Genomic DNA, 22,441 nt, shown 5'->3' with positions numbered 1-22,441 from the left:
GATTAAGTTGATAATGCGGCAAGGGTATGGTTTTTCTAATTTTAATAATTTTAGGAATCGCGTATTAGCTTGCTTTTTAAATTAGAGAAACTTATAACCATAAGTTCAGGAGAGCCGATGCGTTTACCCTGACAGTAATTGAATCCAAACAACTTTCGTTTTCAACTGATGAAGCACTCGCCCAACTCCTGACATATATGCTGGCAGATCCCAATCCTGAAACTCCTACTTTTGGAATGATTTCTACAGGTGCTAACTTTAGTTTTGTCAAGTTAGTTAGAGGGGAAACTCCCCTGTATGCCCGCTCTGCTGAATTTGTTATTTCCAATCCCGGCAATGAATTGTACCGGGTTTTGCAGATTTTAAAACGCCTGAGTCAACTTCCAGACTAGCAATAAAAGCCATTTTAAGTTATCTTTCAAAGCAGACAATATCTAATATCTCAAATTTCAAACTGGTGCGAGCATGGTAAATTACTCGATAGTCGGCGCTGTGGCAATAGCTTCTGTCTGCTGGGCAGAAATAATACGAGACTTTTATCACGTCGTGTCCCATTATTGGGCACCCCTGCAAAAGCTGCACACTTGGCATCACCGCGTTTTCCGCCCGAATTTGACAGCCGTCAGCGAGACAATTTACAAGCAAGCACACTGGCGTCACGACGTGCCCGAAGCTGCGGCGATGATGGTTTTGGGCTTGTTGCTGTGGGTTGTAGCTTATTTTGGGCTACCGGAATATCACTGGGGCGCAGCAGCGGGTTGTATTTATACTTTAGGCTTTTTGTTGAGCGCGATCGCCCGCGGGTGCGGCATCAAAGGCGCAGACGAATTAACCGACATCACCCACCAACCGGGAGATTTCCTTACTCCCCCTGGCAAGTGGTTAGTTAATAAACCTTATCACTGGCGGCATCATTTCGACAATCAAAATGCTTACTATTGCGGTACTTTCACCTTAATAGACAAACTTATGGGTACAGCACTTTCTCTCAAAGGCAAAACTGTAGCCGTCACCGGTGCATCGGGAACTTTAGGTCGTTCGCTTCTCAAACACCTGCACAAAGCTGGTGCAAAAGCGATCGGCCTCACCTCTGGAGATGAGGAAATTACTTTGAATCTAGACGGCGAAAGTTTACCTATAAAAACCGTAACTTGGCAAGCTGGCCAAGAGGCAGACTTAGCCCTATTGTTAGAAAAAATCGATATTCTCGTCATCAATCACGGGATTAATGTACACGGAGAAAGAACAGGAGAGGCGATCGCCAACTCATACGAAATTAACACTTTTTCCGCGTGGCGGCTGATGGAACTTTTTTTCTTAACAGTCCGCACTAACGAAAACATCGCTTGCAAAGAAGTCTGGATCAACACTTCAGAAGCAGAAGTAATTCCCGCTGTCAGTCCCCTGTACGAACTCAGTAAGCGCGCCCTGGGAGATTTAGTCACCCTGCGCCGGCTGGACGCACCCTGCATCGTTCGCAAACTGATTTTAGGGCCATTTAAAAGCAACTTAAACCCGATCGGCATTATGTCTCCTGATTGGGTAGCGCAGCAAGTTGTCAAACAAGCTAAAGCCGATGCCCGCAATATCATCGTGACAATTAATCCTTTGACTTTTATAATTTTTCCAGTTAAAGAATTCTTTGTTTCTCTTTATTTCCAACTTTTCAGCCGGAAAGCGATTTCAGAGATTAAAGCAGCGGCGGTTTCGGAAAAATCTAGCGTTGAATCTAAGATTAATTAAGAAACAAGAAACCCGGTTTTTTAGATCAACCGGGTTTCTAAGTTGGGATGTAATATCAAATTCGGCTTTAATACCCCTTTGATTCTTTTGTCCCTCTCTGCGGAGACTAAATTTTGTGTACGATCGGTTTCAACCGCCGAGTCTTATCTAATTACTAACCTCAGCCATTTCAATGACGCGGCCGTCGTAATCCTTGACCAAAAAATTCAGCGGCTTTTCCCGGCGAATTTTATAACTAATGCCGCGAGTTTGTACCCTCATCAATAGCTGATCTAAACAATCGCGATCGAAACAAACGTGACGCGGGCGATTTTTTTCCCCTACACCGGCCCCGCTAATAATGTGCAGTTGGGTATTTTTCATCAACTGATACCACAAACCCTCGGGACTCCCCAGCGTTTGAGAGCTCGTTGCCCTCCCGACATTCGGCGACAAATACAGCGGATCGATACCAGTTGTGCCCAAAGTTTGCTCGTAATTGTAGTAGTAGTGCAGAGGCACTTCTGCTACGGGCAGGTTTAGCATACCTTCATAGAACTCCCTCGCTTGCCCGAGATCCGATACCATCACCGTGTGTACCTTCGGAGCGCTGGTGAGAAACATCCACATCGCCCCCGCATAGGCTGCCAGCAGCATCACCATAATCCCTTGAGTAGAAAACAAGCTGTCAAGGGGCAGGGACGGCAAAAAAGAGCTCAAGTACAAAGGCCGAAGTCCAAAAGCAATAAAACTAACTGCTAGAGTCATGAATTATAAGAAAGGGTAAACAACGAAATTTATCAAGATTGCTGTCGCGATCGCCCGCGAGACTTAAACTATTAGCTTAGCCATCTATGTTAGCAAAAACTAGCGGTTAGGCCCTACCCGATGAAAGTCTTTGTCTACGGCACTCTCAAACCGGGGGAGTGCAACTACCTCCGCTACTGCGAAGGAAAAGTTGTGGATGCTTGCCCCGCGATCACCCGCGGTCAACTTTTTGCGCTGCCGATCGGCTATCCTGCGATGATGGCCGGAGATGGCACAGTCTGCGGTTTTCTCCTCTGTTTCGCAAACTCGGCTATTTTGGACGATTTAGACCGATTGGAAGACTATCATCCGCTGCGGGAACCGACACAAAACGAATATCAGCGGCAGGAAATCGAAATCTTCGATCGACACCTCAAACCTTTAGGCACGGCTTGGGCTTACTTCATGTTACCCGATCGCGTCCGTTCCCTAGGAGGCATCTGGCTGCGCCACGGCAGGTGGGAAAATAGGTTTTTCACCAAATAAGGTGGTTAATGCCTATGAGCTTCGTAAATTGCCATTGTAGTGCGATCCTCTTCGAGGGCTTCGCTAACGGGCGGCTCGAACCTGTAACCGTAGCCCCGAATAGTTTTAACCCACATTCCGCAGGTCTTTAAATACAATTTATGGTTATAAATTTGAAAAATTCAAGCCTGAAGTGATTACTGGGCAATCACTTCAGGCTTTTTTGACTTACAATGAACGAATTAGGAGCAAAGAGGAAAAAACCATGAATGAGCATCAAGAAGCCATAAAAGTCCTAAATTTAAACAGTCCGGACAGTTTTTTACGAGGGTAGTAGCGAGGAAAGCTATCCAGGGCTTAAAGTACAGTCAGATTCAAAAAAGGACTGCGCCATGGATAGCCTACAGAATATTCTAACGGACGCACTGACCACAGTGGGTCATTTCACAAACCGCAACGAACCTTTCTCCTCGCATTCTTGACGAGCCTATTCGTCGTCTGTGGTCAAGCCAACTACACCAATTTAAGCCGCTATAGTCCCCTGTCAGAGCGAACGTTTCGTCGAAATCTAAACAGAGGAATTGGGTTTGAATCGGTGAATAGTCATTTGATTCAAACCCACGGTTCTCGGGAAGGAGTTCAAATCCTAGTGGTGGATGCAACGTTTCATGAAAAAAGTGGTCGTCATACACCCAATCAGGATCAGTTCTACAACGGCAAGAGTGGTCAAGTCGAGACGGGATTGGAGTGGTCGGTGGTGGCAGTGGTCGATGTAGAGCAGAATACAGCCTATGCGTTATCGGCTCAGCAGACGGAAGCCGGTCCGACCGAGCTTTAGCAGCCGAAATAGAGCATCAAGTCTGTGGGAATCGAGTCGATTTCTATTTAGGCCATCTAGCCTATTGTCAGACCTATCTACCCAAACGAGTTGAATATGTGGTTGCTGATAGCTTCTACAGCAAACGGAAATGGGTGGATGGGGTCGTGAACCTGGGGTGGAATGCCATTGGAAAACTGCGACAAGACGCGAATTTAAAATATCTGTATCAAGGGCCACGTTGGTCTGGTCCTGGTCGTCAGAAAACCTATGACGGCAAGGTTGCCCCATTGGAGCGACAATTAAAATATTTCACGTTAACTGAGACCTTAGACGATGGGACAGAGCTGTAGACTGCCGTGGTCTGGTCGGTTTCTCTTGACCGCCGGATTCGTGTAGTTTGCAAGCGTGCGACTCGTCGAGGGGAAAGAGCGGTATATTCTGTTGTTTTCCACCGATGTTAATCTGAGCGCCAGCGATATCTTGGCTTATTATCGCGCTCGATTTGAGATTGAGTTTATCTTTCGTGATGCCAGACAATATACCGGAATGGTCGATAGCCAATCTCGCAATCTGGATGCCCTGGATGCCCAGGTCAATGGTAGTTTGACAGCCCTAAATTTAGCCAAAGTCACCTTGAGACAAGAGGCTACCGTCACAGCTCAACCGACACCAGAGGTTATTTCATTTTCTATAGCGTCGTTCAAACCAAAAGCTTTAAATGAGCATTTACTAGAACTATTTATCGCCATGTTTGATTTGGACCGACTTTGATTAAATTAAATCCAAACTACCAAAAGCTTCTAGAATACGGCTCTCTCAAAGCTTGACCGACCGAAAATCTGTCCGGACTGTTGCGGAATTGTGATGTCTAATTTAGGGAAAATGAGTTTCAGATATTGCCGAAGTAATATATTAGGAAATATCTGTGAATTCAAATTTCTTATATCTCGCCAAAATCGCAAAATAATGATACTAAAGTTATAAAAGGTAGGCACAAATATTTTTCCTACAGTGAATGTAAGAAAATCCTTAGTCATCAAAGCCAGAACTGCAGAATGTGGGTTCTTAGGCAAATCACTCGTGATTCGCCACTGATTCCCATATAAAAACCCGGTTTATTGCTCAAAAATCTACCCTTTCATGCTCTTGCGGCGACCATAAAACAAGATGATGACGCCCTTTTAGTCCAGGAATATATCTACAATCGGCAAGTTTGCCGTGCCCTTTCATCCTCTGGTTCTTGCCACCCAAAAGCAAAATGACTCACCGCATTAATTTGCGGCGTCGCCGAGCGAATTGCCTGCATTTGAATTTCCAAAGACGGCCGATTTTTGAGAGGTTTTCCCCAATCTCCAGCAATGGCAGGAATAATTTTTGCTCCCGGAGGCGCTAAACTCACTGTCCGCTGCACCTGTGGCACAATGCAGCTTACATCCCCGCAATTTCCGTAAGACATGGCGTGGAATTCTATAGTAGCCGGAAAGGTGTCCCAAGGCTGCAATCTCGAATCATATCCCCCTTGATTTATCGCTTTATTTGCAGTCGGAAAAAACACTGCTCCTACAGGAATTCCCATCCTTTGAGCAGGTTGAATTGCTATTCCCAAAAAATCTAAAATCCCTTGGACTGCGTGAGCAACGCTCAGTTTCCAGAGGTCTTTTTGCAGAGTGCCGGTATCGGGAAGCCGCGGTGTCGGTCTTGATGTAGGATTTGCAGGGTTTGGCTTGTTAGTGGCGGGAGTTGTTGAGGCTGATCTTGATGCGGCATTCTCTCTTCTAGAAGGTGGAGTTGCTACTGACATCGCCTGCGGAATTCGCCCTTGCCAAAGAGGTTCTCGCTCAGTTGGATACTGTTTGACTACTGCTTGAACGTCAGTAGTATTGATAAATCCCCTAGTCAAATACCGCTGAATTAAATCTCGCCCTTGCTGATTGTTAGCCCGCTGTAAAAGAACTTGCTGCGATGCTGGGCCGTAAATCCACAAGTCTTGAACTTTGGTAGCAACTGAAGCGGGCCCGATGCCCCGTAGATAGCGAATGTAGTCGAATAACATTCCTTGTGGCTTGCGCTTGACTATTTGATTTACTAACAAAGTATAGTCTTGCCGTGCTTGTGGGTTGTACGGATCGATAAAGGCTTGATTCCCCGGAACTTCTCCGAAGTCCTGGTTAATTGCTGCGTATTCGCTTACTGTTAAACTTGTCTGATTTTTACCGTTGATAGCGAGGGTTTGCTGTCTGTCTGGACGCTGAGAATAGCTATAGCCAAAGTTCATGGTAAATAACCAGGCGTATACTTTTAAACCTCGCTGTTTGCCTTTGGCGATCGCCTTTTCTAACAAATCGTATTTCTCGTAACCGCGATTTCTCAAAACAGAAGGCCAAGCCGTAGGATTGTCTGCAACTGGTAGCAACACTTGACCATCGTAAAACACTTCGACATAGACTTGGTTGTAGCCTTTATTCACAACTTTGTCTAATACTCGATCGAGTTCTCCGGGTCTGACATCGCAGGGATACAAACGCAGCCAAACTGCTTGGGTTTCGGGCCAAGTTTTTTGGCGGCATTCTGCTATTTCCCGCGCGTGTTTGTTCAAAACAGCAAAATATGCTTGCTGAGATTCCCGTTTTCCTGACAGCGCGGCGCGGCGCAAGTCTTCTTTTTGATTGACCTGTTCTGGGGATAATTGGCAGTAGGCTGATGTTTGGGCAAAAGCTGGTTGATTTCCGATAAACGGCCAAACAAGCTGGCTGATGAAGCTACTGGTTAAAACAGCAGTTACCGCACTTAAAAAGCGTCGCTGGTGTTGAAAATTCGCGATGCGAGTTGGTGCAATTTTCATGGGAGAATTGGATGGGGTTTTCTGGTTTAAATTGGGTGACGATCGCATTTTTGCGATCGCGCTCAACAAGCAGCTACAAATTTTCTACTTTTTTCGGTTGACTTAGTTATGGCACAAGTCGATCGCACAATGCAAATTCTCTCTGGCGACTATTTAAATCTCATAAGGGCGATCGGGCAAGATAAGACTCGGCGGTTGAAACCGCTGCTATACATACAAACTTTCGTCCCCCTAAGTGTTGGCGCGCAGGCACGCGCCTTCGCGGACTCAAAAATAAAGGGGGTAAAAAGCCCGGATTTTAGCTCATATCCAGTTCAATTTTTAAGTATTTTTCCACTAAATGCTGCTGAAAAAAGCGCCTGGGTACAGTGGGCGCTAAAAGCAGTTGATATTTCTACTAAAAATTGTTCACACTCAAATATCAAGGATGAAAGATGAATTATTAAAATTTATCCTTTATCCTAAATTTAGAGATTAAGAGCCTCTGTTGAGAGCAGCTTCTACCTGCTGAAATTCTGACTCCAGACGCTTTTTCAATTTTTCAGGAACGGGACGGTTTGGATAGGAACTGTAATGTCCGGCCAAAGAGTTTAATGCCGTCCGCATTGTCGTGAAAGAGGCCAGCTTGGTAAGAGCGGGATCGCGGCGGTAGGCAGCAAAAAAATCGTTGATACTTGTGCGAGCCTCGGCTTGAGCGGCTGCTTTTTCCGGCGTGCCCTCTGGCAAAGTGAGCGCTGTTCTCAAGCTCTTCACTAATGCTAATGTGTCTTGGCCATAATCTCCACTCAGAGTGGCGGGAACATTGGTACAGCCCGCTACGCCGATGACAACAACTAATACCAGGGCTAACAGACGGGAAATGTAATGCTTCATAAGGGTTAGAAAAATGGAAGCGAAAGCTGCAATGAAAATTAACCTTTATCCTATCTCGAATTGAGCTAATAATGCCACTTTCTACATTTTTTTGGCATCAATACCATGAAACAGAAAATTTGTCAATCTAAAATCTAAAATCTAAAATCTAAAATCGATTGATTTGTCCAGCAACGACGGAGAGAATTTGGGTTTGTCGCAGCCACTGAGCATCAAAAGCGCCTAGGTGAGTTGTAGTAATCAGAGTTTGAAATCTTTCTTGAATTGTTTCTAAAAGTTGATTTTGGCGGCTCAGATCGAGTTCTGCAAGTACGTCGTCGAGCAACAGTAAAGGCGCTTCGCCGACGACTTCTTCAATAAGCTGCAATTCGGCTAATTTTAATGCTAATACCAGAGTTCGCTGCTGACCTTGGGATGCGTATTGACGAGCTGGGGTATTGTTAATGGTAAATGTAATGTCGTCGCGGTGGGGGCCGACTAAAGTGGTTCCTTGAAACTGTTCTGCGATCGCCCTTTTTTGAATTTTCTCTAAAAATGCTTGTCGCACTCCTTCGAGATTGTCTTTAGCGATTAATTCCGCCCCTACTTCAATATTAGCATCGTATTTCACATCTAAAACTTCTGCTGAACCGCTAATTGAACGGTGCCAATTTCGAGCTAAAGGCATCAAACGCTCCAAAATTCGATCGCGCCTGCGGATGACGCGAGCGCCCGCTGTCGCCAACTGCGCGTCCCACAAAGCTAATTCTGAACTGGGAATTGGGCATTGGGAATTGGGCATTGGTAAGTCTTGTGTATTTTCCGGTTCGGGACTTTCGGGTGCAATAAATCGCATCTTGTCAAAACCTTCGGAAAATTCCGCTTTCCTGATTTCTTTAGAACGTTTCAACAGAGCATTTCTCTGGCGCAAAATTTGGTTGTACTGCTGCAAAATGTGAGCGTAAATCGGTTCTAACTGGATGACTAGGCGATCGATCCAATTGCGCCTTCCTTCGGGCCCGCCGCGCACTAAGTCCAAATCCAAACAAGAAAATTGCACTACATTTAAGACGCTCAAAAAGTCTAAATGGCGGCGCAGCGGTTCACCGTTGAGCTTTAGTGTCCGACGCGCACCAGAGCGAAGAGTTAAAGCTAAGTCGATCGCTCCGGTTTGACGTTCGAGTGTAGCATCAATTTGCCCGATCGGCTTTGAGTCGAGTATTAAATCGCGATCGCGCCCTACCCGGTGGCTTTTTAATGTAGAAAGCAACTCTACCGCTTCTAACAAGTTAGATTTTCCTTGAGCGTTATTTCCTACTAAAATTGTTTTGGGAGCGTCAAAAGCTACCTTTTGATCGAAGTAGTTCCGAAACTGCCGTAGGTGCAGCGTTTTCAAATACATAATATTAGTAATTGGTAATCGGTAATTGGTAATACAGCCATCGTAGGGTGCACAACTGCACCTTACAGGTTTGCAACCACGAGCCTTTGCGATTACGATTTTCGCCGACCGTGGCGCTCGCAATGACATTATAACGAAGTAATAAATATTTAATTGTCAAACGATCTATTGAGTCTTCATAGCGAGGACTTTGGCTGTGAGCCAGGGGTTTTAACCCTGGCAGATGTTGTTTAACAATAGCGCCGCGATCGCTTTAGCTAATAGTGAAACCTCGCTAACTATCCCTCAGTCGTTAACACTATTTTCGAGATTTGTACAAGCGTACAAACAGTTTTTCCATTTCAATCCAGACAAACATCAGAGCGCTGAAACCGAAGCAAACTAGCAATTCAAAAGGCGACAAATAGTGAGTGCCGAAAAATGCTCTCAGTGGCGGAACGTAAATCAGCATTAATTGCAAAGCAGTAGTAACAATCACAGCTCCCCAAACAAAAATATTAGTCAAGGGATTTAACTCGATAGTTAGCTGAGTGTTAGACCGAATTGCGATCGCGTGACCCATTTGTGCCAAACAAAGAGTCGTAAATACCATTGTTTTCCAAGCATCTGGATTGCCGTGTCCGGGAGAGTGAGTATATCCGTAAGCCCAGGACATCATCGCGATCGTCAAAATTGCAAAAATAATCCCGATGCGAATTATGTAAGAACCCAAACCCCGCGCAAAAATATTTTCTCGCGGACTGAAAGGAGGCTTTTTCATCACGTTCGGTTCCCCCGGTTCCACGGCCAAGGCCAAAGCGGGAACGCCATCTGTTACTAAGTTCATCCACAAAATTTGGAGCGGCGTCAGCGGCACTCCTCCCAAACCGATTAAAGGTGCGGCCGCAATTGTCAAAACTTCGCCAATGTTGCTGCCCAAAATGTACTTAATAAAGCGGCGAATATTGCTATAAACCACTCGCCCTTCTTCAGCGGCGGCGACAATAGTTGCGAAGTTGTCGTCGAGGAGCACCATATCGCTAGCTTCTTTGCTGACATCGGTGCCGGTAATCCCCATGGCGATGCCGATATCGGCTTGTTTCAAGGCGGGGGCGTCGTTAACTCCGTCGCCGGTCATCGCGACAAATTTGCCCCAACTTTGCAAAGCTTGGACAATCCGCAATTTGTGTTCTGGGGAAACGCGGGCGTAAACGCTAACCTGTTCGACTTGCTGTTTGAGTTCTTCTTGGCTGAGCTTTTCTAATTCTTGACCGGTGAGAACTCGATCGCCCTCTGTTGCAATACCTAAATCGTAGGCGATCGCTTTTGCAGTCAATTGGTGGTCTCCTGTAATCATCACCACCCGAATGCCTGCATTGCGGCACTTCATCACTGCTTCCCGCACTTCCGGCCGCGGGGCGTCCAGCATACTGACGAGTCCCAGCCAAATCATGTCTTGTTCGCTGGTTTCCTCAGAACCTTCGGGCGGCAGGTTTTCCCAGAGTTTGTACGCAAACCCGAGGACTCGCAAACCGTCGCTTGCCATGTTGTTGTTTTCGGCGAGGATGCGATCGCGCATTTCCTGGGTTAAAGCTTGTACTCGATCGCCGACTATAATGCCTTTGCAGCGCTCCAAAGTCAACTCTGGAGAACCTTTGGTCAGCATCAAATAATTCGACTGCTGTCCTTCTGCTGCGGGAAATCCCGAATGTCCCGATCGGCCCGGCACTTCGCAAATTACGCTCATCCGTTTGCGTTCGGAAGAAAAAGGAAATTCCGCCGTCCGTGGCAGCAATTGAGACTGTTTTTCCTTATAAATGCCTGCTTTTCCGGCTACACAAAGCAGAGCTCCTTCTGTCGGGTCGCCTAAAATCTGCCATTCTTGCTGTTCTTGTTGCAATACTGCGTCGTTGCAAACTGCACAGGCAATTAATAAAGATTCGAGTTCTGGATATTCCTCTAAATTATTAATTTTGGCCGATGTCAGGCGATCGGTAAAATCTCCGATCGGGGCATAGCCAGATCCTGCGACGGCGACTGTGCAGTCGCCCGTCGAGACTAGCTGAACTACCATTTTATTTTGAGTCAGAGTACCTGTTTTGTCAGAACAAATGGTAGTAACTGATCCCAAAGTTTCTACGGCCGGCAGTTTACGAATCAGGGCGTTTCGCTTCACCATCCGCCTAGTTCCGAGTGCCAGAGTAACTGTCACGACTGCTGCGAGTCCTTCGGGAACCACAGCCACAGCCATGCTTAGAGAAACTTCTAACAACTCTTCAAACCTGCTGGTATCGAACCCGATGCCGCCGTTTTGGAAGGTAATCATGCCGCCGATGACGACAATTGCGACTAAGGTTAGGGCACCGGAGACTAGAACATTTCCCAACTGGCTCATCCGCTGTTGCAGGGGAGTCGGTTCGGTTTCTACTGACTGAAGCATGGTGGCAATTTTGCCCAGTTCAGTTTTCATTCCGGTGTTGGTGATGATCGCCTTTGCTCGTCCCTGAACAACTTCTGTGCCCTGAAAAATTAGGTTGAGTCGATCGCCCAAGGAAGCATCTTCGGGAAGTTCTAGATCGGCTTGCTTGGTTACTGCTAGAGCTTCCCCTGTCAAAGCAGATTCTCTGACTTGCAGATTTGATGTTTCGATCAAGCGTGCGTCTGCTGCTATTTTTACCCCTGCCTCCAACAGCATCACGTCTCCGGGTACAAGTTCCTTGGCTGCTATTTCCGAAGTTTTGCCGTCCCGCAGGACTCTGACTAGGGGAGAAGCGAGGTTTTTGAGTGCTGCGAGGGCTTTTTCAGCACTTTGCTCTTGGAAATAGCCGAGAATGCCGTTGAGTATGACGATCGCAAAAATGGCGATCGCATCTTTGGGAAAAGTATTCGACCGAATGTCCAAAAAACCCGAAATCACGGCCACACCCATCAGCATCAACAACATGATGTTGGTGAACTGATCGACAAAAATCGACCACGGACTGCGGCCTCCTGTTTCTTCGAGTTCGTTGGGGCCGTATTGCTGCAAGCGTTCTGACACCTGTTTGCTGCTCAAGCCAGCGTCTTTGTTGCTGCTTAGCTGCTGGAGAGTTTGGTCAATTGCTACGGTGTGCCAAGAAGAGGGAGAATTTGAAGACATAAATTACGATCAAGCATGGGGCATAAAGGTGGTTGCGGCCGGACAGCTACAGCCGATCCATCTGGCTGATTACAGTAAGAGAGTTTTAAGTTTTGAGTTCTGAATAAAAAACTGTTTAACTTGGGACTGGTTTTGGACGGTTCGATGCCGGGGAAGCAAAAAGCTTTTAACTTCACTGCGTCTGGTGGCTCGATCGCGCCGTTTGTAGACCTACCGCTGATAGCACTTATCCACCTTACTACTAAAAATTAGCAATTATTTCGGCTATTACACAGAAAAAAAGCTGAAAGCAAAAGTGACTTTAGTTCTCTGATGCAAGCGTGCGCGGCAGGTTAAAACCTACCTTAAAAAAACGTCATAAAACGCTCGTATCCGAACTCATCTATTCCCGTTGTTAAAAGAAAAATGGCGCTGCGGTAACACGTGTCGATCGCCTCTGTTGGTTTTCTCACCCTCCACAATGCTCAGCTTGCCACACGCTTGCGTAGGACTAGCCTGTGGGAAGCCGAACATAGAACACATATATAGATGAAGAAAGTTTTTTGGCAACCGCTGCAGGTTACACAGTAGATGCTTGGTTTGGGGTCAAGTCCAAGGACTCCTCATGATACAAGAATCCCCGCGTTATGAAATACCGGGCCCGCTATTTCAACTTCCAACGGCTGAGTTTTGTCGCTAAATGCTGATTTTCCGGCAAAAGCTGAGGCTGTGGCGAGGGGGTTCACAATCTTTTGGATTTTGCCCACACCGAATTCTGCAGCCCTCCTGACATTGGGCAGAATTTTTGGTTTTTTTCCTATTCCCCAGCCTTCTTTTACCAAAAGTTTAATTTACTTAATATTTCTTAATAATTCCGCTTTTCGAGAGAAAGCCCACAAAGGCGATCGGCCCATGAGATGGTTCGGGGCGGTTCAACCGCAACTGCAGGGGCGAGCGAAGCAAACTCTTCTTTTGTTTGTGCAACCCCGCATCTATCGCAGGAAGGAGATTAGCCCGGACTTGTCCACCCAGACATTTACCTTCTTAGAGAGATAACTTTCTGTAATAATTTGTAATAAACAAAGACGGGCGAGCGTTGTATAAAGATTATCAGAGGGTTGAAACGACAGGCCAAAGTTAACAAAAACACTGATTGACAAGGTTTGTCGCATCTCATAAAAGATGTAAAAAATTCTAAGGTTTCTTAAACGTCCGTTACGATGTAACAATAGTGCAGGTAGCGGAAAGGGAAAACTCGATCGGACCAGCAGATTAGCTGGCATCAAATTTCAACCCTTGCAGGCACTCGTAGCCTGAACAAATTTAACTTAACGGTTTTATACCGCAACCAAACTCAATTAACTCAAGTAGGAGAGTTCTTTCATGTTTGACGCATTTACAAAAGTGGTTTCCCAATCTGACGCTCGGGGCGAATTTCTAGCTCAGGGTCAACTCGATGCTCTCAGCAGCATGGTTTCCGACGCTAACAAGCGGATTGACGCAGTAAACCGCATCACCGGCAACGCATCCAGCATCGTAGCCAATGCAGCTCGCACCTTGTTCGCTGAACAGCCACAACTGATCGCTCCTGGTGGCAATGCATACACCAACCGCCGCATGGCAGCTTGCTTGCGCGATATGGAAATCATCTTGCGCTACGTCACCTATGCAACATTTGCAGGCGACGCCAGCGTTTTGGACGACCGCTGCTTGAACGGTCTGCGTGAAACATACCAAGCTCTGGGAGTTCCCGGTGGCTCAGTTGCAGCCGGCGTGCAAAAAATGAAGGAAGCAGCAATTGCGATCGCTAACGACCCCAACGGTGTTACCCGTGGTGATTGCAGCTCGCTAATGTCTGAAATCGGCAGCTACTTCGACCGCGCAGCTAGTGCAGTCGGCTAAAAATAGCCAAGCGAACCTTTCTTGTAAAGAAGCGAGCATCGCATTTTTGCAAACAATCATTTTTGTACAAAAACAACACAACATTAGGGAGAAACCAGAACAATGAAAACCCCTTTGACTGAAGCAGTAACAGCAGCCGATTCTCAAGGTCGTTTCCTGAGCAGCACTGAACTACAAGTTGCCTTCGGCCGTTTCCGCCAAGCAGCAGCAGGTTTGGAAGCAGCCAAGGCTTTGACCGCCAACTCTCAGCGCTTGATCGACGGTGCAGCTCAAGCTGTGTACAACAAATTTCCGTACACCCAACAAATGCAAGGCCCGAACTACGCTTCTACCCCAACCGGTAAAGCCAAGTGTTCTCGCGACATCGGCTACTACCTGCGGATGGTAACCTACTGCTTAGTTGCAGGCGGCACCGGTCCGATGGACGAGTACCTGATTGCAGGTGTTGACGAAATCAACCGGACATTTGAATTGTCTCCTAGCTGGTACGTTGAAGCCCTCAAGTACATCAAAGGCAACCACGGTCTCAGTGGCGACGCTGCAACTGAAGCGAATTCCTACATCGACTACGCAATCAACGCTCTGAGCTAGATTTGCGTGATGCCCGGGATTGTAAGCTGCTGTTAGCTTAAGTGTTAGCGGTTGTTTACAATTCCGGGCATCTGCGATCCAAGCCTAGTTTTGCAAATACTTTTTTAAGCAGTTTTCAATTTTTACAGCAAAAAAGGAAGAAGCGAAGATGGCAGGATTAGGTGCAGCAGAACGGTTAGGAATAAAAGCATTTGAAGAAGCGGGACGGGTAGAACTGCGCCCCCACTGGACGCAAGAGGATGCGAAAGCAGTAATTCGCGCTGCTTACAGCCAAGTTTTCGGCAACGAGTATTTAATGTCGAGCGAACGACTTACCAGTGCTGAATCTCTGCTGCTGCAAGGGCAGATTTCAGTGAAAGATTTTGTGCGGTCAATTGCACATTCCGAAACCTATCGGAAAAAGTTTTTTTATCCGAACTCGCAAACGCGGTTAATTGAGCTTAATTATAAGCATTTGTTGGGCCGCGCTCCTTACGACGAGTCGGAAATTGCTTTCCACGTTGATTTGTACAATGCAGAAGGCTACGAAGCTGAAATTAATTCTTACATTGACTCCGTTGAGTATGAAGAAAATTTTGGCGAAAGTGTAGTGCCTTACTATCGCGGTTTCGCGACTCAAAGAGGTCAAAAAACCGTCGGTTTTAACCGGATGTTTCAACTGTACCGGGGTTTTGCTTCCAGCGATCGATCGCAAAACCAAACCCAAGCCCGGCTGACTTGGGAAGTAGCGAGAAATATGGCTTCGCCGATATACACGGCCTCCACCGGAAAAGCCCTTGGCGGCACATCCGGCGGTTCTCGCGACCAACTCTACCGAGTCACCGCAATGCAAGGTGCGGGTAATTTTCTGCCCCAAGTGCGGCGGACTACTACCGAATATCTCGTGCCTTACGAGCAACTTTCGAGCCGCTTGCAGCAAATCAACAAACGTGGCGGCAAAGTGGTAAGTATTACCACAGCTTAAAGTTTGTGTATTGACGTTTTTGTGAAACGTCTTTAGCAAATTAGGACTAAGGCTAAAAAATTATTCAATTTTATATGTATAGGTAAGGTGTGCAGTGCACACCCTACTTTGAGGCATATTATCCTTAGTCCTAAAAATTTCAAGTGCAACGAAGCATAAAACTTTTGTCATTAATAATTTAGGAGAAAATCTGGTGGCGATTACAACAGCAGCGTCCAGACTGGGCACATCCGCATTGAGCGATGCGCCGAAGGTAGAATTGCGCCCGAACTACACCAAAGACGACGTTGAAACGGTGATTCGTGCCGTTTACCGTCAGGTGCTCGGCAACGACTATTTAATGAAATCCGAGCGACTTACAAGTTCCGAGTCTTTGCTGCGAGACGGCAGTTTGAGTGTACGAGAATTTGTACGCGCTGTAGCTAAGTCAGAACTGTACAAAACCAAGTTTTTCTACAACAGCTTCCAAACTCGGACGATCGAACTAAACTACAAACACTTGCTCGGTCGCGCTACCTACGACGAATCTGAAGTAGTTGAACACTTAGATTTGTACCAAACAAAAGGCTACGACGCTGATATTGATTCTTACATCGATTCAGTAGAGTATCAAGAAAACTTCGGCGATAGTACCGTCCCTTACTACCGCGGCTTTAACACCCAGCGTGGTCAAAAAACCGTCGGTTTTACCCGGATGTTCCGGTTGTATCGTGGCTATGCAAACAGCGATACATCTCAACTAGAAGGCAATAGCTCTCGCTTAGCTGTCGAACTCGGCACTAACACCGCTACGGCTGTAGTTGGGCCTTCTGGCGGTAACGAAGGTTGGGCATATCGGCCTTCTGCCAGAAACGTAACTCCCGCCAGCACTTTCGGCGGTGCGGCAGCTTACGGCAAAGAAGGGCGGCTGGTGCGCGTGGAAGTTTCGGGCATTCGCACGGGTGGCTATCCCAGCGTGCGCCGCAGCAGCAAGGCTTTCATCGTACCTGTTGAGGAGTTGTCCTCGCAAATGCAGAAATTTCAACGCATGGGCGCGAAAATCGCCAGCATTACTCCAATTTAGTTGTTAGTCATCAGTCATTAGTCATTAGATAATTAGTTTCTGCGTAAGGTGCGAGGTGCACGGAAACCTACATAATTAGGTTCTGCGTAAATTCTGAACTAGAGACTAAGGACTAAGGACTAAGGACTAAGGACTAAGGACTACTGACCAATTACCAATTACCAAGAAGCTTATGTTGGGTCAAATTGTAGCTGGAAAAAGTGGCAATACAGCTTCGGCTAGTCGCTGCTTTCGGTATGAAGTTGTCGGCTTGCGCCAAAGCGATGAAACAGATAATGTGGATTATTCGATTCGATCGAGCGCGAGTACATTTATCAACGTGCCTTACAATCGGATGAATCAAGAAATGCAGCGGATTACTCGCATGGGCGGGAAAATTGTCAGCATTCATCCTTTAAGCGCTAGTGCAGAATCATCCCATGAATCATCGGGTGATCACCAATAGTTGGGTTGCAGGGGCGATTTTCATCGCTCCTACACAAGCTAGAAGGGGCGATTAAAATCGCTGCTAGACAAATAAAGTCCACTCCCAGCGGACTAAAAGTTAATTTAACCCGCCCAGGCGGGTTTTGTCTGTTTAGTAGCGATTTGAATCGGCGAGTTTCCCTAACCCTTGCAGGTTGTGTCTGGGTAGCAGCGATTTCAATAGCCGAATAACTAATAACTAATAACTAATAACTAATGACTATGGATTATTACGAATCTGACTCACCGCCGGCGGGTGTAGCTGAGAGCGAGTCTTTAACTGTTGAACAGGCGATCGCAAATTTGCACTCCCAAGATTACAGTCTCCGGTATTATGCTGCTTGGTGGGTTGGCAGATTTCGAGTCAAGGAACCGGCAGCTATTGCAGCTTTAATTGCCGCATTGGAAGAAGAGTCAGAACAAACAAAAATTGGCGACTATTCCCTATTACGAAATGCGGCGCGGGCTCTGGGTAAATTGGGCGACAAACAAGCCTTGCCAGCTCTGATCCGTTGTTTGGAATGCGCCGATTATTACGTGCGGGAAGCGGCGGCTCAAGCTCTAGAAATGCTGGGCGATCGCGATTCTATTGAGCCGCTAATGAACCTATTAGATGGGGGCCTAGTTGTTGCTGTGCGAGTACCAGGAAAATCGCACCTCGTGCAACCTTACGACTCGGTAATTGAAGCTTTGGGAACGCTGCAAGCGACAGAAGCTATACCGCTAATTTCACCTTTTTTAGAACATTCTGTGGAGCGGGTGCAGTACGCTGCGGCGCGGGCGATGTATCAGCTAACTGGTGAGCGGGTTTACGGAGAGCGGTTGGTAAGTGCTTTGAATGGGGATAATTTGCAGTTGAGGCGATCGGCTTTGATGGACTTGGGGGCGATCGGCTATTTGCCGGGAGCGCAAGCTATTTCTGAGACTTTAGCAGAAAATAGCCTGAAATTGATTGCGCTGAAAGGAGTTTTGGAGCATCACCTCAATCGACAAGAATCACTATCTTTGTCAGATGAAGCTATCCGCGTTATGGATTTAATGGATAGTTTACTTTAAAAAAAATTAGTTCACAACTGAAATAGGATTGCTGTAGCCATGCTTAATTGTCTACGGTAAATTCAGGACACAGCACATTCAGGACACAGCAGTGCTATTTCCCTACCGCATATCTGTACTTCAGGTAATTGAGAACTGCTATTTTATCGCTTTTCTCCGGGTGAACTGGTGGCTGATGATTTGATGGAATGAGGAATGAGGCTTTAAGTATTAATTTTCATGAGTTTTGAGTAAAAATATTGAGGGTAGTAGCTGTTATGAAAGATCAAAAATTTTATGCAGAATTTGCATTCTTACTGGTCAAATATAAAGCAACTCATAAAGGAAATAAATATCGGGGAATTCCTCTTTATAGTATATGTGGCACGCTGGAGTCAATTATGAAGATCCCTAGAGAAAGCCTACATTATTGTAACCACCGTTCCGAAACCCCAGTCGCCCTCACAATCCCAGCCAGAGATATCTTTTCTAATAAAAGTCGATCAATCAACTCTTTTGTTGCTTCTGAAATCGGTTGATGTCTGGGAGTCATGACAAATTGTCTGACACAATCTCGACATTTAAAATTTTGCTAATCGCTAGCGAGTGCGACAACTTTTCAAGATGTATTCAGAGTTGCACTTGGGACAGTTCATAAGCTAAAATTGAAGGTAGGTTAAAAGAGTAAAATTATAACACATTTTCCTTGCTATGCAGGACTACCCAATAAAAAAAGAGATACACTTGGCTGAACTAGCGAAAAAATACCGAGTTAGTCGCTCGTATTCATCTATCTCTCATCGTCTGTATGACCTCCTTTGCCAAATAGACAGAGGAGATGGACTGAGTGGGTCAGAGCAGGAATGGATGAAATTCTATCGGTTTTATGAAGCGATAGATATCTATCGGCAAATGCAGGAGTTTACTCAACTGAAATTCAGTTACAAAGCTACTACTTATGAGGATTCATTCCCCTCTAGCAATCTCTATAAAATTCTGAAGAGACTGGACAAAAACCAGCCAATTAGCCCTAAAGATTGTCAATGGTTGAAAGAAGAAAACCTGTTAGAAACACTTGCTATTATCGAGAAACGAGATACCTTACAAAAAACAGTATTTGCTCAGCTAAAGAATAAGTATCAAGCCACGGCTCACCAGGATTTATCTGCCTCTAGTCCACTCTATAAAATCCTGAAAAACCTGGATGCAGATATACAGTTGAGCGAGTCAGAACTTAACTGGCTAGAAGAGCATCAACTTAGCGAAACGCTTAGCATTGTTTTGGAGATTGAACAGACACGACACTTTGCTGAGCTGAAAGTTAAGTATAAAGCTAATAAATCTGAGGATTCATCCCTCTCTAGCCATCTGTATAAAGTTCTCAAAAAAATTGATTTAGAAAATCAGCTAGGTGAGCATGATATTAACTTTCTGAAAAAGCGTAAACTGACTGAGACAATTACTCTGGCGCTTGACAAATTTGCTGCTAGTCTCAAGTCCAAAATTCAATCTGGGGAGCCGTTGAGTGAGGCTGATTTTGATTGGATCAAACAGAATGGACGTGATGATGTAATTACTTTTGCTATTGAAAACTATGTTGCTAGTCTGAAATCCAAAATCCAATCGGGAGAGCCGTTGAGTGAGGCTGATTTTGATTGGATCAAACAGAATAAACGTGAAGACATAATTACTTTTGCCGAGAAAAAGAGATTTGCTGCTCTGAAGTCTAAGTATGAAGTCTCGGACTATAAAGATCAGACACCTTCTAGTCCATTGTACGCAATTCTGCAAAAACTGGATAAAGGAGAGCGACTGGAACCAACAGATGTTGCTTGGCTTGAGGAGAATAAACTTGAAGCATCTCAACCGAGCAATAGCTATTATGGGTGGCAGGAAGAACGCCGATATCAAGGGCAGAGACTGTTATCTGGCAAGATTTTTACAGCTTACCACAAAATCGAAGCACTTTTTTATGAACAGGAGTACAAGAATACTGGAAATAAATGGAAGTTGCCTAATGCTAGCAGTCATTGGCGCAAGGCAGGGCAACCGAGAAGTGCATTGAAGCTGACAGAAAATCTGGACTTCGACAAAATAAAAGAAAATAAGCTCAAGTCAGCTTTGCTAACAACTAGGGGCGGTGCTTTTCGAGATATTGATAAATTAGATGATGCACAAAATTGTGCGCTAAAAGCTATTGAGTATCAGCCTCAGAGTCATCATCCTTACACTTTGATGGGAGCTATTTGTTTTGAGCGGGGTCAATTTTTAGAGGGTGAGCGTTGGTTTAACGAGGCAATTAAACGCGGTGCTTCACCCAGAGATCAGGATGCGGAAATGAAGCGGGTTGTCAAAAATGCTAAAAATGGGAAGCGTCGGGAAGTTGTGGAATATCTGCTAAAAAAAGATCCGCAGCGCTATGCTTGGGCTAAGGCTTATAGGAAGCGCGAAGGCGGTGAGGATGCACAGCGCAAGAATTCCTAGCGCGGGTATGGAGTCGAGTTTTTTGCCGATTCGACTCTTTAACCAAGACTGTCCTACTTCGAGCAGGGTAAGCTTTTTAAGTTAATCGCCGCGCCTCACCCACGCTGCAAAAAGTTCGATCGCGCGATCGAGCCAACCTACAATTACAATAGTCACGGTAAAGCTTACAAATAAATGGCATTAGAACTAATTCAGGCTGTCGAACAAGCAGATTCTTCCGAGGGCTTGTTAAACGCAGTCAAAGCACTGGCGGCGACTCCCTCAAAACAAGCAATTCCTACCTTAATTACAGTGCTAGGTTACAACAACCCAGGCGCCGCTGTTGCCGCCGTTGATGGGCTAATTCAGCTCGGAGAAGCTGCGGTGCTGCCGCTTCTAGAACAGCTTGACGGCTACAATTACGGGGCGAGAGCTTGGGCTGTTCGGGCTTTGGCGGGAATTGGCGACCCCAGGGGTTTGGAGATTTTGCTCGATGCAGCGGCGAATGACTTTGCTTTGAGCGTGCGGCGGGCGGCGGTTAGGGGTTTGGGGACGATTTGCTGGAAATTGATGCCGGTAGAACAAATTGCAGATGCTCAACTTCGCGCTGTGAAAACGCTACTGCAAGCGTCCCGAGATCCAGAATGGGTGGTGCGCTACGCAGCAGCGGGGGGTTTGCAAGCTTTGGCGGGTGCTGCGACTGTTAAACCGGATTGGTTAGCGGAAGTTTCGGCCAGACTTGAGGAAATCACCCAAAGCGATGAAACTACTTCTGTTAGGGCTCGGGCTTTGCTTGCTAAGAAAATATTGTCACTTGGCTAGGGTTTGGGCGATCGTCTCTTCCAAGTCCCCTTGACTGAGAGTGGTTAATATAAAGACTTCTTGTACGGTTTTGCCCTGTCTGGCGATGATTTTAAATCCCCCGCGGATGGGTACTGACACTCTTAATGTCATGCGGGGGATGTGTCCTTTAACTTTGTTGATGACGCCCGGAGTGACAGTTTGAATGCCGATTTTTAGGGTGAGGCGCTCTAAAATTGGTATCAAACCGGGAAGGTGGGTAGAGTGGTTCCAAACTAGGCGGCCTTTGGGTTGTGCGTTCATAAATATTTAACCAAATTCAACATACCCAGTCTAAGCCACCCCTGCCTGGAACCAATTTGAAATTCCCTCAACTTCTGTATCAATAACGTTACTGTGAGCGTCATTGCCAGCAAACCGAGGCAATCTCAAACGGAGATTTTTGATTCCTGGCGCGCAAGCTAAGATTTGATGGCGCAGAATTGTCCTGTACTTTTTGATATTTTGGGTTGGCAACTGTCGGTTTTTCTAGTTGAGTTTTGATCGCCGCGAGCATTTCTGCGAGGCTGCAAGGTTTTTTGAGATAGCCGTCTGCTTTGAGTTCCAGGGCTTTTTCCATTTCGGAGGCTGTCATAAAAATAAACGGAATGCTGGCGGTTGCAGGGTGCGATCGCACGGCTGCGAATACTTCAAAACCGTCGAGTTCCGGCATCATGACATCAGACAAAATTAAATCGGGAATTTGGGCAGCTAACTGGATACCAACTTTTCCATTTTCGGCCCCGACAGCTTCAAAACCGCGCGATTGCAGAAGTTCTAATACCGTTTCTCGGATTAAGTGATCGTCTTCAATTACTAATATTTTAGTCATTTTTGTTACTTTTTGTTAGCTTTATTTTTACTTGTATGTTAAATTTATATCACCCGTATTTTCATAAATTCAAGTGGGCTATTGCAGCTACCCATTTTTCGCAGCCCCGAAGCGATCGCACTAGCTCAAAATCTTTCATAAATCAATAAAACAGTTCGGGAAAAATATCATGAAATTTATCAGCCCTAAAACAGACTTTGCCTGGGAGCGTGTCACTTTTGCGATGAGTACAAATACTCATAAATGCTAGGCAGAGGTTTTGAGCTATTTTTGGGCAAA

At 46.0% G+C, this 22,441-nt stretch carries 21 protein-coding genes and 2 pseudogenes; 14 read left to right on the top strand and 9 right to left on the bottom strand.

Annotation, left to right across the window (positions count from 1 at the left end; translation table 11 throughout):
* Window positions 1-197 precede the first annotated feature (197 nt).
* Complete coding sequence (locus tag QUB44_RS27290; protein ID WP_333372439.1) at window positions 198-392, top strand: hypothetical protein; 195 nt, start codon at window positions 198-200, stop codon at window positions 390-392.
* A 73-nt stretch (window positions 393-465) separates the two neighbouring features.
* Complete coding sequence (locus tag QUB44_RS27285) at window positions 466-1,743, top strand: bifunctional sterol desaturase/short chain dehydrogenase (protein ID WP_333372438.1); 1,278 nt, start codon at window positions 466-468, stop codon at window positions 1,741-1,743.
* Window positions 1,744-1,890: 147 nt separating this feature from the next.
* Here the strand turns inward: QUB44_RS27285 and QUB44_RS27280 are convergent, their stop codons facing one another.
* A complete protein-coding gene (locus tag QUB44_RS27280; RefSeq protein ID WP_333372437.1) occupies window positions 1,891-2,490 on the bottom strand; it encodes a glyoxalase-like domain protein in 600 nt (199 codons plus the stop codon).
* Window positions 2,491-2,610: 120 nt separating this feature from the next.
* On the opposite strand from QUB44_RS27280, the gene QUB44_RS27275 reads away from it, so the two are divergent.
* Both QUB44_RS27275 and QUB44_RS27270 read left to right on the top strand, forming a co-directional pair.
* Window positions 2,611-3,015, top strand: a complete 405-nt coding sequence (locus tag QUB44_RS27275) for a gamma-glutamylcyclotransferase (protein WP_333372436.1) — start codon at window positions 2,611-2,613, stop codon at window positions 3,013-3,015.
* 631 nt (window positions 3,016-3,646) lie between these two features.
* Window positions 3,647-4,641: pseudogene (locus QUB44_RS27270) on the top strand (transposase).
* A 371-nt stretch (window positions 4,642-5,012) separates the two neighbouring features.
* Here the strand turns inward: QUB44_RS27270 and QUB44_RS27265 are convergent.
* Window positions 5,013-6,656: a family 10 glycosylhydrolase gene (locus QUB44_RS27265; protein WP_333372435.1), complete on the bottom strand. Its 1,644-nt coding sequence runs from the start codon at window positions 6,654-6,656 to the stop codon at window positions 5,013-5,015.
* Window positions 6,657-6,764: 108 nt separating this feature from the next.
* Between QUB44_RS27265 and QUB44_RS27260 the strand changes: the two genes are divergently transcribed.
* Complete coding sequence (locus tag QUB44_RS27260) at window positions 6,765-7,094, top strand: hypothetical protein (RefSeq protein ID WP_333372434.1); 330 nt, start codon at window positions 6,765-6,767, stop codon at window positions 7,092-7,094.
* A 36-nt stretch (window positions 7,095-7,130) separates the two neighbouring features.
* On the opposite strand, the gene psb27 is transcribed toward QUB44_RS27260, so the two are convergent.
* The 4 genes from psb27 to QUB44_RS27240 form a co-directional block, all read right to left on the bottom strand.
* Entirely contained in the window at window positions 7,131-7,529 is a 399-nt protein-coding gene (gene psb27, locus QUB44_RS27255; RefSeq protein WP_333372433.1) for a photosystem II protein Psb27, read from the bottom strand.
* A gap of 148 nt (window positions 7,530-7,677) precedes the next feature.
* Window positions 7,678-8,910, bottom strand: a complete 1,233-nt coding sequence (locus QUB44_RS27250; protein ID WP_333372432.1) for an AAA family ATPase — start codon at window positions 8,908-8,910, stop codon at window positions 7,678-7,680.
* 298 nt (window positions 8,911-9,208) lie between these two features.
* A complete protein-coding gene (locus tag QUB44_RS27245; RefSeq protein WP_333372431.1) occupies window positions 9,209-12,028 on the bottom strand; it encodes a cation-translocating P-type ATPase in 2,820 nt (939 codons plus the stop codon).
* 602 nt (window positions 12,029-12,630) lie between these two features.
* Complete coding sequence (locus QUB44_RS27240) at window positions 12,631-12,849, bottom strand: hypothetical protein (RefSeq protein ID WP_333372430.1); 219 nt, start codon at window positions 12,847-12,849, stop codon at window positions 12,631-12,633.
* 541 nt (window positions 12,850-13,390) lie between these two features.
* On the opposite strand from QUB44_RS27240, the gene QUB44_RS27235 reads away from it, so the two are divergent.
* From QUB44_RS27235 to QUB44_RS27205, 7 genes are all read left to right on the top strand, one after another.
* On the top strand, window positions 13,391-13,909 hold the full coding sequence (locus QUB44_RS27235; RefSeq protein WP_332948147.1) for a phycocyanin subunit beta: 519 nt from the start codon (window positions 13,391-13,393) through the stop codon (window positions 13,907-13,909).
* Between the two features lie 102 nt (window positions 13,910-14,011).
* Window positions 14,012-14,500, top strand: a complete 489-nt coding sequence (gene cpcA / locus QUB44_RS27230) for a phycocyanin subunit alpha (RefSeq protein ID WP_006631256.1) — start codon at window positions 14,012-14,014, stop codon at window positions 14,498-14,500.
* 148 nt (window positions 14,501-14,648) lie between these two features.
* Window positions 14,649-15,464 (top strand): phycobilisome linker polypeptide, encoded by an 816-nt coding sequence (locus QUB44_RS27225; protein ID WP_333372429.1) that lies wholly within the window; start codon window positions 14,649-14,651, stop codon window positions 15,462-15,464.
* 193 nt (window positions 15,465-15,657) lie between these two features.
* On the top strand, window positions 15,658-16,527 hold the full coding sequence (locus QUB44_RS27220) for a phycobilisome linker polypeptide (protein WP_333372428.1): 870 nt from the start codon (window positions 15,658-15,660) through the stop codon (window positions 16,525-16,527).
* 172 nt (window positions 16,528-16,699) lie between these two features.
* Window positions 16,700-16,972, top strand: a complete 273-nt coding sequence (locus QUB44_RS27215; protein ID WP_333372427.1) for a phycobilisome linker polypeptide — start codon at window positions 16,700-16,702, stop codon at window positions 16,970-16,972.
* A gap of 236 nt (window positions 16,973-17,208) precedes the next feature.
* A complete protein-coding gene (locus QUB44_RS27210) occupies window positions 17,209-18,048 on the top strand; it encodes a HEAT repeat domain-containing protein (RefSeq protein WP_333372426.1) in 840 nt (279 codons plus the stop codon).
* 257 nt (window positions 18,049-18,305) lie between these two features.
* Window positions 18,306-18,566, top strand: a complete 261-nt coding sequence (locus QUB44_RS27205) for a hypothetical protein (protein WP_333372440.1) — start codon at window positions 18,306-18,308, stop codon at window positions 18,564-18,566.
* On the opposite strand, the pseudogene QUB44_RS27200 reads toward QUB44_RS27205, so the two are convergent.
* Window positions 18,458-18,683 (bottom strand): annotated as a pseudogene (locus QUB44_RS27200) (IS1/IS1595 family N-terminal zinc-binding domain-containing protein); the annotation flags it as partial. The gene QUB44_RS27205 and the pseudogene QUB44_RS27200 overlap by 109 nt on opposite strands.
* 88 nt (window positions 18,684-18,771) lie before the next feature.
* On the opposite strand from QUB44_RS27200, the gene QUB44_RS27195 reads away from it, so the two are divergent.
* Window positions 18,772-20,511, top strand: a complete 1,740-nt coding sequence (locus tag QUB44_RS27195; RefSeq protein WP_333372425.1) for a hypothetical protein — start codon at window positions 18,772-18,774, stop codon at window positions 20,509-20,511.
* A gap of 174 nt (window positions 20,512-20,685) precedes the next feature.
* Window positions 20,686-21,312, top strand: coding sequence for a HEAT repeat domain-containing protein (locus QUB44_RS27190; RefSeq protein WP_333372424.1), 627 nt, complete (start codon window positions 20,686-20,688; stop codon window positions 21,310-21,312).
* Here the strand turns inward: QUB44_RS27190 and QUB44_RS27185 are convergent.
* Both QUB44_RS27185 and QUB44_RS27180 read right to left on the bottom strand, forming a co-directional pair.
* A complete protein-coding gene (locus QUB44_RS27185; RefSeq protein WP_190732612.1) occupies window positions 21,301-21,594 on the bottom strand; it encodes a DUF2103 domain-containing protein in 294 nt (97 codons plus the stop codon). The genes QUB44_RS27190 and QUB44_RS27185 overlap by 12 nt on opposite strands.
* Window positions 21,595-21,694: 100 nt before the next feature.
* Entirely contained in the window at window positions 21,695-22,162 is a 468-nt protein-coding gene (locus QUB44_RS27180; RefSeq protein WP_333372421.1) for a response regulator transcription factor, read from the bottom strand.
* Window positions 22,163-22,441 lie beyond the last annotated feature (279 nt).

It is taken from the genome of Microcoleus sp. AT3-D2 (assembly GCF_036705715.1).
In the GTDB taxonomy this organism is placed as follows: domain Bacteria; phylum Cyanobacteriota; class Cyanobacteriia; order Cyanobacteriales; family Microcoleaceae; genus Microcoleus.
The sequence above is the reverse complement of the archived record's forward strand: the minus strand, read 5'-3'. Positions and strand labels throughout refer to the sequence as shown.